This window comes from Halomonas sp. 3D7M (genome assembly GCF_014897885.1).
Classification (GTDB): domain Bacteria; phylum Pseudomonadota; class Gammaproteobacteria; order Pseudomonadales; family Halomonadaceae; genus Vreelandella.
Genome location: NZ_JABUZF010000271.1, coordinates 22,064 through 37,801 on the forward strand (window position 1 = coordinate 22,064; position 15,738 = coordinate 37,801).

The window sequence follows — 15,738 nt, forward strand, 5'->3', positions numbered from 1 at the left end:
AGATAAACCTACCCACCAGGCATAATAAGAGGGCCCGCGCGCTCAACAACCCGTTGCCAGGCAGGGTCATTTTCAATGCGTGCCACAAATGCTGCGATAGCCGGATACCTTGCCAACGATTGTGTCGCGGCAACGGCCTGTAGCGGAAAACTCATTTGTATATCGGCCCCACTCGGCCAGTCACCCGCAAAATTACTTCGTTTGTGTAGGTGCGATTCAATAATGGTTAGATGTTGTTTAAGTTGGGGCTGGATAAATCGCTGCTGCACCGTTGAGCTAATTCCTTTTGCTAACGGCTTAATCAGCCACGGAGACTGCTTAGGTAGCTGGCTAAAGACCAGCCCCATCACTAACAGCGGCATTAACGAGCCTTCTGCATAATGAAGCCAGTAGCGATAATTTACCCACTCATTACGGTCTTCTTCAAAGAACTGATCTTTGGTATTACCATAGCTATTGACGAGATAATCAATAATTGCCCCTGATTCTGCTACGGTCAGCTCACCGTCGGTAATCACTGGCGACTTACCCAGCGGATGGATTTTTTTAAGTGATTCCGGGGCTAGCTGAGTTTTAGGATCGCGCTGATAAACCTCAATATCATAATCAAGGCCAAGTGTTTCCAGAAGCCATAAAATACGGTGGGAGCGGGATTTTTCGAGATGGTGAACGCGGATCATAACGACTCCATGGGGCGACTTGGTACACTAGCATTGCACCAATGTCAGTTATCCTTTTTGCTGCAAGCGTATTTAGCTTAGCACTATTGCGGCGTTGAACCCCATGAAGTTTAGCAATTATTCACGTTGTTAAAGAAACCCAAAGAGCATGGCTTAAGGTGTTATTAGATAATAATTAAGCCCATGTTTTAACTCATTTTAATAATACAGGCGCACTCTCATCCATTCTGCACTACGTTCTATGCTCATGACGCCAACGTGACAATATATCTAATGGCGACCATTTCCCTTCCAACCAAGGGGCAAGTAGGCGCGTTGAAAGTGGAATAAATAAAAACACCATGACAGGCGTCAACATCATCGTACTGACCAGAACACGAGGCACCATGGGCCAGTCCGCTAAGATACTGCCAAATACCCAGTTAAACAGCAGTGAAATGGGGAAAAAAGCCAACCATACGGCGATGGCTTGTTTCCAGCGCGGGGGCGTCGTGCCCGAGCTAGACTGAAACCAAGCATCTAGACCGGTGGCACGGTGCTCATGCGGAGCGTCATACAACCCCTTACCTCGCTGTAGCCATGCATTGCGTGAAGCCGAGTGCTCCCAGGCTGTTAACGTATCACTACTACTAAAGCGGAAAATGATCTGATATTCGTCATCGCTATTGGGTGGTGCCAAAACACCGGACCCCAAATAACCAGGAAAGTCAGCCGCTAAGTCGCGGCCTTCGTTTAACCAACGGTTAAAATCGTGATAACGGCCGCTCGCCACTCGACGGGCTACCATTAACGTAACAGGTGAGGCAGACATGATATATCTCCTAATGTGGTCACAGCGAATTGCCGGGTAGGCAAGCTGTTGGCCTTCAGGTGGGTAACCCCAAAAGCAGTACTCGCATTATACAGGCAATGATGATGCCATGTGATGACAAGCAGTGGTGATAAGGTGATAACTTAGTGGCCTGGTAGTGGCTGACGACGTTCGCCACGCTGAAAAGACCTAACGTGTAAGTAAATATCAATGGCGCTGCGAATTGCATCGGCCTCTAGGGCATCAGGTACCACGATAGGCCCTTTCACCTCCCCTCCTGAGCGCAAAACCCTATCCACATCAGCACGATAGCGTTCCAAAAGGTGTTCTATGTTGATACGCACACGATGCACTTCTAGCGAGAAAGCATGTCTTTGTTCGTTACGCTTAACGACATCCAATGGATTTTCTGCCACTTCGATTAGGCTCTCCAGGGTATTGAGCACTAATTTTTCGGCTCTATTTAGATTGGGTATAACGGCATAAATGAGTTCATGAAGCGTTAGATTTGCATCGCTATGGTGCATATGCCAAGTCAACTCTTTGAGAGAGGCTGAATGTTGATAAAACGACTCTGGTCAGAAAATTCCAATCGATAAACGCCATGAACGCCCTCTTGTCCTACTACGCGGCGCAGCGCTTCCGCAGGAAAAATGACCCAGCGGCCATCAACGCTGCGCGCTCGCACGTTCGAGTAGCGTCCTTCGTAATGCGCCAGGCACTCACTTTTTGACAGATGAATAACAACATCGATGATGGGCATGCGAATGATTAACCAAACAATAGCTAAGCGGTCGTTTTAGGCACGACAATGACGTGCTGCGATTTCTACATAGATGCTCTATGCTAACGCAAACAGCTTATCCTTCGGTAATTGCTTATGGATCTTTCTACCCTAACCCCCTCTGTTTCTTCATATGCGTTACCGCAGCCTAAGGTAAACAGTACACAGGCTAATCGGATGGCGTCGGAAGAACAGAAGTCTCACGCCTCAGAGACTGCACAAGCCAGTGAAGAGACGGACTCATCCGCCAATCGCGAAACGACCGGCCCTACGCGCCCCGACGGTACGCCGCTAGCACCGGAAGAGATCCAGCTTTTAGAACAGCTTAAGCAAACTGACCGGGAAGTTCGCCAGCATGAAATGGCCCACCAGACGGTAGGCGGCCCCTATACCGGCGGCGCTAGCTATGAGTACGAAGTTGGGCCCGACGGCAAACGCTATGCAGTTGCAGGCGAAGTTCCTATTGACTATGGCCCCGTGCCAGGTAACCCCACGGCGACTATTGAAAAGATGCAAACGGTCATCGCGGCAGCGTTGGCGCCGGCAGAACCTTCTTCTAAAGATATACAGGTGGCCGCTCAGGCAAGACAGTATTTATTGGAAGCCAAACTGGAAGCCGCTCGCGAGCAGAGCGAAATGAATGCTGCGCGAAGTGCTGGGGAGGCTACTACAGATACAGAAGAAGTGACCACAACATCTGATGAGCAGGCAGCCTGAGCCGTTGGCTTTCCTACATTGGGTTGCAATTACATTGCAATTACTCAGCCTATTAATGTTGCTTAGGGTGCTGGTGAAGCAGCCCCTAAAAAGCGCTGATTCCAGTAATCGATATCCAGTGGCACGCTGACCACGGCTCGACCGCTGCCAGGTGCGTGGATCATCTGCCGGTTCCCGCCATAAATGCCTACGTGTGTGGCTTTGGCGCCATCTCCAAAGAACAGTAAATCACCTGGACGTGGCGCATCAACCGACGGCAGCGAGCGGAACTGATCGTTAGCAGTGCGGGGCACGCGGATGCCCGCAGCGCGATAAGTCATTTCCACAAGCCCCGAACAATCCAGCCCCTCCGGTGTATTGCCGCCAAAGCGATACGGTGTGCCAATCGCTTGCTGGGCATGAGAGAGAATCAGCGCGCGCTCCATCGAAATACCCGCTTGATCATTTGAGGCGGGAGCAGTCGTGATCTCTTTGCTGGCACATCCTGCTAATAGCAGCAGCGTGAATAGCGTTAACAGTGGGGACAGACGGATAAATGGCATACATCGCTCCGGCTCAGTACGTTAGCAATGCTTATATCATGGCCTATGCGCAGCTTACCCGCTACTGATTCGTAAGCTGTTATTACTAACACACGGTGACTAACGCCCTATCCACTCAACAAAGGTGGTTTCGCCCAGCGCATGGCGCTCGTGGCGCAGGCGGCTCATCGCAGCATAGGGCAAGTCCATCACTAAGCCGTTACCAAGCGGCTGCCCCAGCACTTGGCGCAGCAGCGCATTGCAGACAAACAGATGTGCAACCACCAACACGTGTTTACCGGGCGGATTAGCCAACAGCCGCTGCCAGGACTCACTAACCCGAGCATCCAGCGCTGCCAATGTTTCTCCTTCTGGGGGCGCGACTTGGCAGGGGTTAAACCAAAACGCGCTCATTGGCTCACTCCCCTCATTGGCAAATACTTGGGCATGCGTTTTGCCTTCCCAGCGCCCCAAGTGAAGTTCAGCCAAGTCGTCATCAACTTGTACAGGCACATCAAACTCCTCGCCTAGCCACAGCGCAAATTCGCGGCAACGTAGCAATGGCGAACTGACAATCGCATCGTAAGGTGGCCTGCCGTCCACCGTGTGGCGCATAACGGCATCACTCACTTGCTTCCAGCCCTTTTCACTCAGCGGGTGGTCGGTACTACCACGTAACATGCGCCCGCCGACAGGCTCCCCATGGCGCATAATATCGATGGTGGTGATGTCTGCATTAGGAAAACGCATATTTTCTGTTCCTCGACAGGCTGACTAGATGATCGCGTGGCGCACACGGGCAGAGACCCACTCGGACACCAGCACCGTGGCAAAAATCATCACAAAGATGACGCTAACTTGGTTCCAGGCGAGGCTGTTAATTGAGGCATTGAGCTGCAGACCAATACCACCAGCCCCCACCAGACCCAGCACGGTAGACTCACGAATATTAATGTCCCAGCGATACACGCTAATACCCGCAAAGGCAGGCATTACCTGAGGCAACACAGCGTAGTTCATCACCTGTAGGCGGCTGGCACCGGTGGCACTAATCGCTTCAACGGGGGTTGGATGAATTTCTTCAATGGCCTCATAAAGCAGCTTGCCTACAAAGCCAATGGAGCGCAGCGCAATGGCGATAATACCCGCCAAGACGCCAGGGCCAAGAATGGTGACCAACAGCATGGCCCAAATCAGCGAGTTGATAGAGCGTGACGAAACAATAACAGTGAGCGCCAAGCTGCGTATCAGTGGGTGCGGCGTGGTATTGCGTGCCGCTAAAAACGCCACGGGAAAGGCCATGACAATGCCTAGCGCCGTCCCTAACGTGGCAATGTTCAAGGTATCCCACATGGGCTTCCACAGCACATTGGCATACTCCCAACTCGGCGGCATCATACGGCTGATTAAGTCGCTGCCCTGGCGGCCAGCATCTTCAACAAACACCCACATGGTGTTATCAGAAATCACTTTCCAACATAGTAGAAACAGGCTGATGCCTAGAAGCCAGGCAGCGAACTGCAGCCACTGGGCACGGGTAGTGCGCCGCTGCCAAAGCGGCACCCCTTGAGGGGATGTTGAAACAGGCATAACGTTTCCTCTTATGACAAGTGGCGCGCCGTTACTGTGTCCAGCGGCGAACGTAGCTGGAGGCATACTCACTCATCAGTACAATAGCGATGATAATCAGCAGGATGGCAGCAGAGGTGCCGTACTCGTAGCGACTCAACGAGGTATTCAGGGTGGCACCGATACCGCCAGCGCCGACAATGCCAATCACTGACGACTCACGGAAGTTGATATCCAATCGGTACATCGAGAGGCCAATTAAGCGCGGCATCACCTGAGGTTGAATGGCATGATTCATGGTTTGCCACCAGCTCGCCCCGGTGGCACGTACNNCCCCGGTGGCACGTACGGCCTCTCCCTGCCGCCAGTCGAGGTCTTCAATATCCTCTGCCAGCAGCTTGGCCATAAAACCAATCGTGGCAAACGCCAGGGTCAACATGCCCGCAAACGGCCCGAAGCCGAACATCACCACAAACAGAATGGCGATGATAATTTCCTGGAAGGTGCGCGAAACGGCAATAATCGCGCGGCATAAGGCATAAATAGGTAATGGCGAGATATTACGCGCCGCCCCCAGCCCCACGGGAATGGCCAATAACACGCCAATCACCGTAGAGGTTAACGTCATGGTCAAACTTTCCAGCAGGCCAGCGATAATGTCACTCTGGCGGCTCACGAAGTCCGGCTGCAAAAACGCACCAAGAAAATTGAGTGCGCGTCCGGCCCCTTCCGCCACACGTGCCCAATTAACTTCCACAGAGGCAAGTGCGAGTACCAGATATGCAATCGCGCCTAGCACCAGCCCCCAACGCACACGCGGGTTATCAATCAGTGGTAAGCGCCGCCAGTGCCCTTCACGCGCAGCCTGTTGGCGCGCCAGTGAATTGGTGCTGTTCATCGCGCGGCCCCACTCGCTAGTCTTTCTAATCGGGACAGCTCGCAGCCAGCATGAAGCCGATGTGCTTCGCTCTCTTTCGTATTCTGTTCAGTTTCATCATCGTCAGCGGGTTCTGGGGTGGTATCCCAATCCTCTTCACCATAGATAGTTGTGAGGATCTCGCTGGTAAGCTCGTTAGGCTGCCCGTCAAAGACGATTTCCCCAGCCCGCAACCCCACAATACGGTCAGCAAACTGCTTAGCCAGCGCGACGTCGTGAATGTTGATAATCGCGGCCAACTCTCGCTCGGCGCATAGTTCACGGATCAGACGCATGATCTGGCGCGATGTCTTCGGATCGAGACTGGCGGTGGGCTCATCAACCAAAAGTAGCTTTGGGCTTTGTAACAGCGCACGGGCAATGCCGACCCGCTGGCGTTGGCCACCGGAGAGCGCATCGGCACGCTTATCAATAGCGTGGGGCAAACCAACCCGTTCCAGCAAGCGAAAGGCTTCGGCCACGGCTTCTTGTGGGTAACGGCGCAAGAAGCTACGCCAGAACCCTACATAACCTAGCTGGCCAGACAGCACGTTCTCCATCACGGTTAAACGGTCAACCAGTGCATACTCCTGAAAAATCATTCCCATGGAGCGGCGCGCGTGGCGTAGCTGGTTGCCCGAAAGTTTGGTCAGCTCTACATCTTCCAGGCGAATACTGCCTTGGGTGGGTTCTACCAAGCGGTTCACGCAACGAATCAGCGTGCTTTTCCCTGCACCGGAAGGCCCGATCAGCGCCATCACTTGACCCTTAGGTAGCGTCAGTTGTATATCGGTTAACGCACGATCCCCAGTAGAGTAACGTTTGCCAACGCCGGTAAGAGTCAACATGAGAGTGCCTCATTTACGAGTAGTCAGGTACATAGCAATTCGGCCAGAAAGTTGCCTTCCTGGCCGATAGGGTTTCAGAACGACTGGCGTATTAATCGCAGTCGTAGGTCACGCCGTTAGCATCAGCGATGGTGCGAATGACCGACCAGTTTTCCTGATAAGTAATCGGGATAAACTGCGCTTCACCGGAATTGGCAAACTCGGTCTCAAGAGCCGTGCCTTCCCAGTCGTAGCTGAAGAAAGCATCCTGAATTTTCTCGGCCAGCTCAGGGTTCAAGTTATTGGCCAGTCCATAGGCGGTGGTGGGGAACGTTTCAGAGGTGTAGATAATCTCGTAATCACCTTCGTTGACAACGCCACGAGAGATCATCCGCGCGCCAACAGAGTTAGCAACGGCAGCAGCTTCGTAGTCTTTGTTTACCACCCCTAAAATGGAGTTGTCATGGGAGCCGGAGAACGCAGTTTCGAAATCCTCACCAGCCTCTAGACCGTACTCGGAACGCAGCAGCGCAGAGGGGGCACGGAAGCCAGAGTTAGACGTTTCAGAGGTAAATGCCAGCTGGCTGCCTGCCAAATCTTCAACCGACTCAATGCCGCTACCGGGATAAGTGATGATCTCCATCTCATAGCCAAAGCTGCCATCTTCAGCGGCCATCATGGCAAAGGGGCGGAAACCACCGCAGTTAACGGCAACTGGTACGCCGCCCGTATTAAAACCAGCCACATGCAGGCGACCTGCGCGCAGCGCTTCCTGCTGAGCCGCGTTGGACTGAACCGGGAAGAACTGCACCCGCTTGCCGGTGGCATCGCTTAAGTGTTCGAGAAAATCCGCCCAAACATCAGCGTATACAGCAGGGTCTTCGACCGGCGTGTAGGCAAAGACTAAGGTATCCGGGTCGACCCACTGAGACTCATCGCTGGGTACGTCAGCAACCATGTCACCGTCATTATCAACATAACGCGAAGAGAGGTCAGCGGAGGCGCTAACGGCTGCCAGCGCAAACACACTAACCACAGCAGCACTAATCAACGTACGAGAAAACGATTGAGACAGACAGAGAAGTTGCATACATCACCTGAGCGGGTTATTTAATAATGCCGCTATGGTGGTGCCCAACCATGACAGTGAAGGGACATTAAAATGACAAGGTCATGACCGCTCAGTGACAGTTAAGTGAGTAAAAACGCAGTGCTACCTACTCCACGTCGGCACCACACAGCACCCTCGGCGCTCTACGAATAAACTGTTACCCACTATTTTTTTTGCTTGGTGCTTTAACTCGGAAAGTTGGGCGGCAGTGTCTAGTGCCTTGCAGCGAGAGGTATCAGTGACCGGCTTAACAGCAATAGAAACACTGACAAAAGGAATAAACGTCACCGCACCCTGGCGGTTTTCTATATGGACTCCCCCTTGCTGACGGTCTACATCTTCATAAAACCCGGGCGCCATCACTTCAAAAGAGTGCAATATTTGCTGGCAAACGCCCTCCCACTGCGCTAAGGGAAGCAGCATCATAAAGTCATCACCACCAATATGGCCGATAAATCCGCCGGCGCTTTCTACCTGTGCCTGAAGCAGACGTGACAAGGAAATAATCACGTGATCGCCACGGGCATAGCCATAAGCATCGTTAAAGGCTTTGAAATTATCTAAATCAACGTAGGCGGCCGCAAACCCTTCGCGCTGATCGAGATAAGTAACCAGCGTTTCGTTTATCAGGATATTACCCGGCAACCCGGTAAGCGGGTTGGCATGGCGAGCCTGACGCACCTGAATAGCGGTAATTTCACGCAACAGGTCCACAATAGTCCCCATACCCAAATAGCAACCGCGACTATCTACAATCACGAAATCTTCCTGCTCGATATCGCGGCTATCGGTTAGCTGCTGGCTAAGCGCCTCAAGAGACAAATCTGCGTCGGCCACTAGCATTTTAGGATCTGCAATCTCTAGCACCCGGCGCTTTGCGTACAACGCGTGGCTATAGGGGTTGGTAAATAGCGTTAAAAATGCATTGCGACGCACCACGGCTATCGGCACGCCATCTTCTACCACCGCCACGCAGCGTAGGCTTGTAACATCACGAAAGCGCTCAGCAAGCTCTGGCACGGAGCACGCCGGCGACACAGCACTTATCGCGCGTAAAATAGAGTGGGCGGTGCGCCCCGCCGGGCCTTTTAGCTGTGTCGTGGCAGGCAGCAGCATGTGCAGTTGCAAGGGCGGATGAAGGCTTGGTCGTGCAAAGTAAAACCCCTGAAGTAACGCCAATCCTCGGTCTAATTCCCATAGACAAAGGTGCTCGGCGGCAGTCTCAACTCCCTCAGCAATCAGTTGGCAGTCTAAGCTGCGCGCTACATCGAGAATCGAACGTAAGAACTCACGCTTGGCAGGCTCTTGATCAATGCCAGAAATAAAGTGGCGGTCTAGTTTGACGAAATCAGGACGTAGTTCAGACCAATGGCGCAAACTGGAATGGCCAGCCCCTAAGTCATCCAACGCTACTTGAAAGCCCATGTCGCGATAATGGGCCACGGCTTGACGCATCAGCTCGTAATCATGAATAGGCACATGCTCAGTCAGCTCGATGACTACCCGCTCTGGGGGCAGGCCGCTCTCTTGGATGAAACTCAGCGTTAAGCCTTCACGGAAGTCACGCTCAACAATCGTCAGCGGCATCACGTTCAGAAACAGCAATCCGGGCAGTTCAAGTTCTGCAAAACGCTGAATCGCTAACCGTCGACACAGTAAATCCAGTTCGACTAACAATCCTGCTTGAGTCGCCACCTCAAACAGGCGTAATGGCGAGTGTAGCGGCGATGTTTTCGGGCCACGAATAAGCGCTTCATAGCCATAAATAGCCTGTTGATTGGCATTCACAATGGGCTGAAACAACACATGCAGCTCTTCTGCTGCGATAATCTGGTTCAACCACTGTGCTTCTTGTGCGGTCATATACCTGCTGCCCTATCAAACGTCGCCTGTTCCTTTGAGTGTTATAGCTCCAGCTGATTTTAAAGCGCCATCAGGAAAGCATTCGGACAGCAATCGTGCGACATTTCCATGTCGTTTGTATGACACTAAGGCCAACAGCCGCGGGCTAAGAACGTGGGAGTTCAGACGGTGGAAACACCACATCACCGCCATCGACGTCTAACTGGCGAATATCCGTTGGGTGGCCCTGTTCATCCAGGCTTACCAGCCCAATCCCACTGGCATTCCATAGCCGCTCTCCAGCGCTGGCCCGGTCTGGGTCGCGGGGGTGAATACTCAGCTTGCGGCGCTTGGTGAACCAGTTGAGCGGTGAAAACGGCGCATAGAGCCAACGGTTCAAGCGGTCAAACGTGTTCAACAGCTGTTGTGGAAACGTATTTTTGATCCCGCTGGAGGTAATTTGCCAAAGATGCGGTGCCTGCTTTTGCCGACGTACAACAATGTCGTAGGCAAATGAGTAGTGGACGTCGCCAGATAAAATCACGTAGTTACCCGGCGTTTTTGAGTGCCGCCAAATATGCAGTAGCACATTGGCCGCCCCGCGATGCGCCATCCAGTTTTCAGCGTCCACCACCAACGGCTTGCCCGCCAAGGTAAACAGCTTTTGAATGATCTCTATCAGCTTGACCCCAAACATCGGAGCTGGGGAGACGATAACGGCGCTTTTAGTCCCCAGTAACGCTTGCTGCATTTCCATCAGCGCTTCCCAGTCCATTAAACCCGAAGGACGGTTGGGCTTTCTTTCGCTGCGCCAACGGCGGGTGCGCGTATCCAGCACGATGAGAGCAGGCGTGCCAGGCACCTGGTACTCCCAGCCCTGAAAGCGCAGTAACCGCTCGATAAATTTGTCCTGGGCGTTCGCGTTAAGCGAGCCTGCCTCTTCAAATAGTGTCGCGGCTTGAAGCAACAGCGGATTAAGCTTATCCGGTGCATTGCCCCACCCCTGGCACACTAAATAAGCTACTAACGCATTGCCGATAATACGCTTGGAAAACGGATGGCCGTAGGCACAACGCTCCCAGTCAGCGGTCAGGTTCCAGTCATCGGTGACATCGTGATCATCAAAGATCATCAGGCTGGGAACGTGGGCCATTAGCCGTGCGCACTGGGGCAGCCCCGCCACAAAGTCGTCAATCACCGCCTGCTCTTGCTGATAGGCATCCGTTTCTTTGTCACCCAACGCTGGCGGTTCAACAGCAATGAGCTGCCAGGGCGTTGGGGACCATACCAAGCAGTACATGGCGAGCATTTCTGCCAGTGTCACTAAGTGGTTTTGCGCATTTGCGGAGGTAAACACAGGCTTTTTAACGCCGCCAAAGAAACGCTCACGCAGCGCAGCGTTACTGGTCACATCCGGCAACAGCGCTTCACGGTGATAATAGCTTTCGGGGGCGGCGTAAAGCGCTTGACTGTCACCTACCGTGGCGCCTTCCAACTGCTCATCTACCAATCCCAAACGCTCAATCAGTGCATGTACGGCGCGCAGCATCGGGCCAGCAACATCATCAACATAGACCTGGTCACCGGTCATCAGCAGCCAGGCTGGCCACTCTTCAGGGGTTGATTGGCGTTCGGCTAACCAGGTATCTGCCCGTACCAAGCCATCGGCGCTGTTGTGATGGGGTTTACGGCACGAACCGTGCATCAACCGGTGATGCCGAGAGGCCAGCACAAAGCCTGGATACGCTTCGCCCTCATGACATAACCAGGGCGCCCAATCCGGCAGGCGTTGCCATTCGCCTTGGGTACCCTGTACCTGCAGATCGTAGTCAATTCGCTCATCGGTGGGCAGTGCGGTCGGCAAGCTCAGGTCAATAAAATGAATATAGGCGTGCTGGCCAATCGCCACGCATTGATGCGACTTATCCAATGGGTGCGTCTGGACACCCACTTGTTCAGGGTAAAGCACCAGCTGCATAGTTAGCGGCCGGGTCGCGACTAGCCAAAGCACCAGCCGCGAAGGCGAAAGGCGACGCAGCAGTGGCCCCACCAGTACGTCCGGCAATGTCTTGGCGATTTGCGTCATGTCATTGTCTCTTGGTTAGGTCATGCATAGTAACTACCGAGCAACCACAGGTAACTCAATAACCACCTCTAATCCACCCGCCTGGGCACGTTGCAGATGCATTTGCCCTTGATACAGCGCGACAAGATCCGTCACGATGGCCAGCCCAAGTCCACTACCAGAACGTTGCTCATCGAGACGTTTGCCGCGCTGCACGGCGGCTTGGCACTCCTGTGCGGACATACCTGGGCCATCATCGCTCACTCGCAGCGACAGCCGTTGGCCATCGGTTTGCAAACGAATGCTCACCTCGCTTGCCGCCCAGCGAAGTGCGTTGTCCAACAGGTTACCGACGATTTCCTGAAGATCCTGCCCATCCATATGGACGCGCGCGCTGCTGCCTATGTGTTGCTGCAGGCGAATATGACGGCGCTGCGCCAGACGTGTAAGCCCAGTAATCAGCGCCGCCAACGTATCCTGTACGGCAATTGGGGCGAAACGCGCCCCCTCGCCAGCAGCCGATGCCCGCGCTAAGTGGTGACGCACCGCATTGTCGATGCGCGAAAGCTCAACCTCCCAAAGAGCGCGGCTTTCGCTGGGCAATTGTTTAACCAGTAATCGCATAACGCTTAGTGGGGTTTTTAGCGCATGGGCAAGGTTACCTGCGGTGTGGCGGCTTCGCTCAATTAAACGCTGGTCGCGAATAAGTACGGCATTCATTGACTCCGCTAGTATAGCCAGCTCACCGGGCAGGTGGGTGTCGAGCTGTTCAGCCTGCCCTTGCTCAACGTCCCGGAGATTGGCATTCATGCGTCGCAAGGGTGCCAACCCCCAGCGCACCTGCAGCGCCAGGACACCTAATAGCAGCGCTCCCAGGCCCACCAGCCCCAGCCATAAAGCCTGTTGAAACTGTTGAATATCTTCTCGCAACGCATCATCGCGGGCGGCAACACTAACATGCAGCGGGGTTTCCAACGGGGCAAGGTAAATATCTCGTTCGACAACTCGCAACTGCTGACCTCGCGGGCCGCCCAGTGTGCGAGCCGCTAGGTTTTTATTATCGATAACCGGAAGACGCTGATCCCACAGTGAGCGCGACGTTGCCGAAAGGTGGTCACGATCGGTAATTTGCCAATACCAGCCGGAATAAACCTGTTCAAAACGCGGGTCACCCAGCGATCGATCGTAACTGATCTGCTGGGCGACCGGATCAAAGGTCACCCCCGCAATGATCACGTTCAGCGTTGTCTCCAAGCGTTCATCAAAAGCATGAATTGCTGAGGTACGATAATGGTGATTAAGCAGCCAACCCGCCACTGGCAACGCTAGCAACACCATTAACAGTGCCGCTAGTAGAAGACGCAACGTAATCGAACGGGTCGACCAACGCTGAGCCCAACGGGTAATAGCTGGCTTCATGCGTCGGAAGGCTCTTCAGCGAGTAAGCGATATCCCTGACCACGTAGCGTGGCAATCCGCCATGCGCCTAATTTACGCCGCAACCGGCTCACTTGAACATCAATTACGTTGGAATCGGGTTCATGATCACGGTCATAGACATGCTCTGACAGCTCGCTGCGGCTAACCACCCGAGGGGCAGCATGCATTAAGTAACTGAGCAGGCGTGTTTCCTGAGCGGTTATGCTAACCGGCCTGCCCGCCAGCGTGACATGCTGGGTATGGGTATCCAAGCGTAATTCACCCACTTTTAAAACGGGATGAGCATGACCATGACTACGACGCACCAGAGCACGCAGCCGAAACATAACCTCGGCAGGTTCAAAGGGTTTTGTTACATAGTCATCGGCCCCTGCGGTAAAGCCCGCCGCTTTATCAGCCCAGCGCTCGCGAGCCGTTAGGATCAGCACTGGCAGATCAATACCGTCTTCACGCCATGCAGAGAGCCAGCGTGTACCTTCACCATCGGGTAGTCCCACATCAAGGATGACCGTGTCATAGGCTTCCGTGCGCACTAGAAAATCGGCTTCCTGGCCATTTTCCGCATGCTCTCCCAGCCAATCTCCCTCCCGCAGCGCTTGAATAAGCTCACGGGCGAGCGCCTGGTCGTCCTCTACCAGTAAACACTTCATGAATAGCTACCTTATTGGCGGCGCATCTCGTTAATACGCACACCTTCTATTTTCATTAACTGTCCACTATGGCCATCAAACTCAAACTCAACCACTTGATTCTGAGCGCCCAGTAGTTTGATCTCATACTCTACATGACCATCCTCACGCTCGATCTCTACTTCTATTACCTCGCCGATATAATTAGCCTCCAGCCAGTCCAAAATGGACTCTAAGGGCACGACATCGCCTCGCTGCACTTCACTGTGCAACGCTTCCCAGGGCTGATCACCAATGGCACTACCAGCCAGTGCACTAGCAAACACCGCGACAACGACGTTAACAGACATCGCTTTGCGCAAGCGCATGCGTGTCAGGCGCTGCCAATAGCGTGAAATGGTTAGCGTGAGGGGCATCTTGTTCATCGTACTAGCATGCCAAAAGCAACATGAACGTTAGATGAATGGCTTTGTCAGCTTACGGAAAGAACCGCGCTGTTATAACTGTTTTGCCTTATGACGAATGCTGTCTCATTCAACAGATGACGTCATTTAACAAACCAAGAAGGAATTTGATATGAACGCTATGAAAAAAATGTTGCTGATCCCGACCTCTGCACTGCTGTTAACTGCGGCTGCAGGTAGCGTGCAAGCTGATACATTGCCGGTTGATCAGATTGACAGTGTGCTAACCCATGCCACTGATTATGGGTTCACCCATTATGAAGAGATCAGCATTAAGAGCCGTGGCCGTGCCGAGGTTGAAGGCTGGCTTGATGACGAATGGTACGCTGACATTGAGTTTTCAATCGATAGCGGCGAAACACTGCAAGAAGAGCGAGAGCGCCTAATCACCAGTGCCTGGGGCATGAGTGAAGATGATATTCGCCAAGCACTCGAGGTAGCAAGCCAAGAGGGCATGATCGAATTTGAAGATATCGACATTGATAAAGGCGGCATGATTGATGTGGAAGGCCGCGATGAAAATGGTCGTGAAATAGAAGTCAGTCTACGCCAAGACTCCTTCCAAGTGAGCAACGTTGACCGCGACTAACGGGATAGCACAACCCTACATTAACTCACGCAAACTATTATGCGGGCCACTTAGGCCCGCTTTTGCTGGCAGCTCATAATGTTTGATACGCCAAATAAGCGCCGTAAGTTACTTTTTTAATTAGCCAGTGGGACATTGCCAGCAACGCGCTGTAATGTGGTACGCATCATCAATAGTTATTGACTGTGTACTTCTGGGAGATGCCTTTGACGCTACCCGCCACCGCAGAAGGCGTATGCGACCGCCTAGAACATTCGGTATTGCGTGATCTTGCGTGGTTACTCGCCACGCCTGATTTGATTGAGCTAACGGGGCCGACTACCTATCCAGGCAGGCCAACACGCCAGGAGCTTGGCTTAGTAGATTCAATTGATGACTGGTTGGCGAATCTTTCGTCACTAGTGAGTGCGCTAGATGGCCAACTGGCGACGCGCATGGGGCACTACCATGAGCGGCTGTGGCACCTGATGTTAGATAACGCGCCCAACACACGACTGCTCGCCAAGAATCTGCGTATTACCCAGCGGCGCAATACCCTGGGCGAACTAGATATGCTCTATCGAACACGGGACAACCCCAACCCCATCCATTTGGAAGTGGCGATAAAGTTCTATCTTGGCCTACCCGAAGGGCCTGGCGATGCTACCTGCCAAAGCCGCTGGATTGGCCCTGGCGGGCTGGATAGCCTGGCGCTGAAATGTAGCCATCTGCGCCATCATCAGTTGCCAATTTCGCGCACTGCCACCGCGCAAGCGATCATCGCCTACTGGCTA

The 15,738-nt window shown here is 53.3% G+C and carries 18 protein-coding genes; 3 read left to right on the top strand and 15 right to left on the bottom strand.

The genetic code is table 11. The features are described 5' to 3' along the window. Positions 1–8: 8 nt before the first annotated feature. The 4 genes from INT22_RS19030 to INT22_RS19045 form a co-directional block, all read right to left on the bottom strand. A complete protein-coding gene (locus tag INT22_RS19030; protein WP_193061119.1) occupies positions 9–680 on the bottom strand; it encodes a glutathione S-transferase in 672 nt (223 codons plus the stop codon). 232 nt (positions 681–912) lie between these two features. Then, entirely contained in the window at positions 913–1,491 is a 579-nt protein-coding gene (locus tag INT22_RS19035) for an antibiotic biosynthesis monooxygenase (protein ID WP_125745084.1), read from the bottom strand. Positions 1,492–1,634: 143 nt separating this feature from the next. After that, complete coding sequence (locus tag INT22_RS19040; RefSeq protein ID WP_089039945.1) at positions 1,635–2,018, bottom strand: hypothetical protein; 384 nt, start codon at positions 2,016–2,018, stop codon at positions 1,635–1,637. An 8-nt stretch (positions 2,019–2,026) separates the two neighbouring features. Then, on the bottom strand, positions 2,027–2,254 hold the full coding sequence (locus INT22_RS19045) for a DUF2835 family protein (RefSeq protein WP_089039946.1): 228 nt from the start codon (positions 2,252–2,254) through the stop codon (positions 2,027–2,029). A 117-nt stretch (positions 2,255–2,371) separates the two neighbouring features. Between INT22_RS19045 and INT22_RS19050 the strand changes: the two genes are divergently transcribed. Further along, positions 2,372–2,992: a putative metalloprotease CJM1_0395 family protein gene (locus INT22_RS19050; protein WP_193061120.1), complete on the top strand. Its 621-nt coding sequence runs from the start codon at positions 2,372–2,374 to the stop codon at positions 2,990–2,992. Positions 2,993–3,054: 62 nt separating this feature from the next. Here INT22_RS19050 and INT22_RS19055 read toward each other — a convergent pair whose 3' ends face one another. The 11 genes from INT22_RS19055 to INT22_RS19105 form a co-directional block, all read right to left on the bottom strand. Next, entirely contained in the window at positions 3,055–3,534 is a 480-nt protein-coding gene (locus INT22_RS19055; RefSeq protein WP_193061121.1) for a C40 family peptidase, read from the bottom strand. Between the two features lie 99 nt (positions 3,535–3,633). Then, positions 3,634–4,263 carry a histidine phosphatase family protein gene (locus INT22_RS19060; protein ID WP_193061122.1) on the bottom strand — a complete coding sequence of 210 codons (630 nt, stop codon included), beginning with the start codon at positions 4,261–4,263 and terminating at the stop codon, positions 3,634–3,636. A gap of 24 nt (positions 4,264–4,287) precedes the next feature. Beyond that, complete coding sequence (phnE, locus tag INT22_RS19065) at positions 4,288–5,103, bottom strand: phosphonate ABC transporter, permease protein PhnE (protein WP_193061123.1); 816 nt, start codon at positions 5,101–5,103, stop codon at positions 4,288–4,290. Between the two features lie 31 nt (positions 5,104–5,134). Further along, a complete protein-coding gene (gene phnE / locus INT22_RS19070) occupies positions 5,135–5,980 on the bottom strand; it encodes a phosphonate ABC transporter, permease protein PhnE (protein WP_193068761.1) in 846 nt (281 codons plus the stop codon). After that, positions 5,977–6,846 (bottom strand): phosphonate ABC transporter ATP-binding protein, encoded by an 870-nt coding sequence (phnC, locus tag INT22_RS19075; RefSeq protein WP_193061125.1) that lies wholly within the window; start codon positions 6,844–6,846, stop codon positions 5,977–5,979. Before phnC ends, phnE (INT22_RS19070) begins: the two co-directional genes overlap by 4 nt. A gap of 91 nt (positions 6,847–6,937) precedes the next feature. Then, positions 6,938–7,915 carry a phosphate/phosphite/phosphonate ABC transporter substrate-binding protein gene (gene phnD, locus INT22_RS19080; protein ID WP_193061126.1) on the bottom strand — a complete coding sequence of 326 codons (978 nt, stop codon included), beginning with the start codon at positions 7,913–7,915 and terminating at the stop codon, positions 6,938–6,940. Positions 7,916–8,038: 123 nt separating this feature from the next. Beyond that, positions 8,039–9,799, bottom strand: a complete 1,761-nt coding sequence (locus INT22_RS19085) for a bifunctional diguanylate cyclase/phosphodiesterase (protein ID WP_193061127.1) — start codon at positions 9,797–9,799, stop codon at positions 8,039–8,041. Between the two features lie 145 nt (positions 9,800–9,944). Then, positions 9,945–11,864, bottom strand: coding sequence for an alkaline phosphatase D family protein (locus INT22_RS19090; protein ID WP_193068762.1), 1,920 nt, complete (start codon positions 11,862–11,864; stop codon positions 9,945–9,947). Positions 11,865–11,897: 33 nt separating this feature from the next. Continuing rightward, on the bottom strand, positions 11,898–13,262 hold the full coding sequence (locus INT22_RS19095) for a sensor histidine kinase (RefSeq protein WP_193061135.1): 1,365 nt from the start codon (positions 13,260–13,262) through the stop codon (positions 11,898–11,900). Continuing rightward, positions 13,259–13,933 (bottom strand): response regulator transcription factor, encoded by a 675-nt coding sequence (locus tag INT22_RS19100; protein WP_193068763.1) that lies wholly within the window; start codon positions 13,931–13,933, stop codon positions 13,259–13,261. The genes INT22_RS19095 and INT22_RS19100 overlap by 4 nt, the downstream gene beginning before the upstream one ends. A gap of 11 nt (positions 13,934–13,944) precedes the next feature. Continuing rightward, a complete protein-coding gene (locus tag INT22_RS19105) occupies positions 13,945–14,337 on the bottom strand; it encodes a PepSY domain-containing protein (RefSeq protein ID WP_408610166.1) in 393 nt (130 codons plus the stop codon). A gap of 151 nt (positions 14,338–14,488) precedes the next feature. Between INT22_RS19105 and INT22_RS19110 the strand changes: the two genes are divergently transcribed. Continuing rightward, positions 14,489–14,965 (top strand): PepSY domain-containing protein, encoded by a 477-nt coding sequence (locus tag INT22_RS19110; protein ID WP_193061137.1) that lies wholly within the window; start codon positions 14,489–14,491, stop codon positions 14,963–14,965. A gap of 206 nt (positions 14,966–15,171) precedes the next feature. After that, the coding region (locus INT22_RS21580; RefSeq protein WP_226912924.1) for a DUF1853 family protein at positions 15,172–15,738 on the top strand (567 nt) is incomplete at its 3' end.

What these genes read in the sequence shown, in the direction of transcription:
- INT22_RS19040 (WP_089039945.1), bottom strand. Translation starts at nt 2,018, where the DNA reads ATGCACCATAGCGATGCAAATCTAACGCTTCATGAACTCATTTATGCC.
- INT22_RS19055 (WP_193061121.1), bottom strand. Translation starts at nt 3,534, where the DNA reads ATGCCATTTATCCGTCTGTCCCCACTGTTAACGCTATTCACGCTGCTG.
- phnC (WP_193061125.1), bottom strand. Translation starts at nt 6,846, where the DNA reads ATGTTGACTCTTACCGGCGTTGGCAAACGTTACTCTACTGGGGATCGT.
- phnD (WP_193061126.1), bottom strand. Translation starts at nt 7,915, where the DNA reads ATGCAACTTCTCTGTCTGTCTCAATCGTTTTCTCGTACGTTGATTAGT.
- INT22_RS19100 (WP_193068763.1), bottom strand. Translation starts at nt 13,933, where the DNA reads ATGAAGTGTTTACTGGTAGAGGACGACCAGGCGCTCGCCCGTGAGCTT.
- INT22_RS19090 (WP_193068762.1), bottom strand. Translation starts at nt 11,864, where the DNA reads ATGACGCAAATCGCCAAGACATTGCCGGACGTACTGGTGGGGCCACTG.
- INT22_RS19050 (WP_193061120.1), top strand. Translation starts at nt 2,372, where the DNA reads ATGGATCTTTCTACCCTAACCCCCTCTGTTTCTTCATATGCGTTACCG.
- INT22_RS19095 (WP_193061135.1), bottom strand. Translation starts at nt 13,262, where the DNA reads ATGAAGCCAGCTATTACCCGTTGGGCTCAGCGTTGGTCGACCCGTTCG.
- INT22_RS19105 (WP_408610166.1), bottom strand. Translation starts at nt 14,337, where the DNA reads ATGAACAAGATGCCCCTCACGCTAACCATTTCACGCTATTGGCAGCGC.
- INT22_RS19030 (WP_193061119.1), bottom strand. Translation starts at nt 680, where the DNA reads ATGATCCGCGTTCACCATCTCGAAAAATCCCGCTCCCACCGTATTTTA.
- INT22_RS19085 (WP_193061127.1), bottom strand. Translation starts at nt 9,799, where the DNA reads ATGACCGCACAAGAAGCACAGTGGTTGAACCAGATTATCGCAGCAGAA.
- INT22_RS19045 (WP_089039946.1), bottom strand. Translation starts at nt 2,254, where the DNA reads ATGCCCATCATCGATGTTGTTATTCATCTGTCAAAAAGTGAGTGCCTG.
- INT22_RS19110 (WP_193061137.1), top strand. Translation starts at nt 14,489, where the DNA reads ATGAACGCTATGAAAAAAATGTTGCTGATCCCGACCTCTGCACTGCTG.
- phnE (WP_193061123.1), bottom strand. Translation starts at nt 5,103, where the DNA reads ATGCCTGTTTCAACATCCCCTCAAGGGGTGCCGCTTTGGCAGCGGCGC.
- INT22_RS19035 (WP_125745084.1), bottom strand. Translation starts at nt 1,491, where the DNA reads ATGTCTGCCTCACCTGTTACGTTAATGGTAGCCCGTCGAGTGGCGAGC.
- INT22_RS19060 (WP_193061122.1), bottom strand. Translation starts at nt 4,263, where the DNA reads ATGCGTTTTCCTAATGCAGACATCACCACCATCGATATTATGCGCCAT.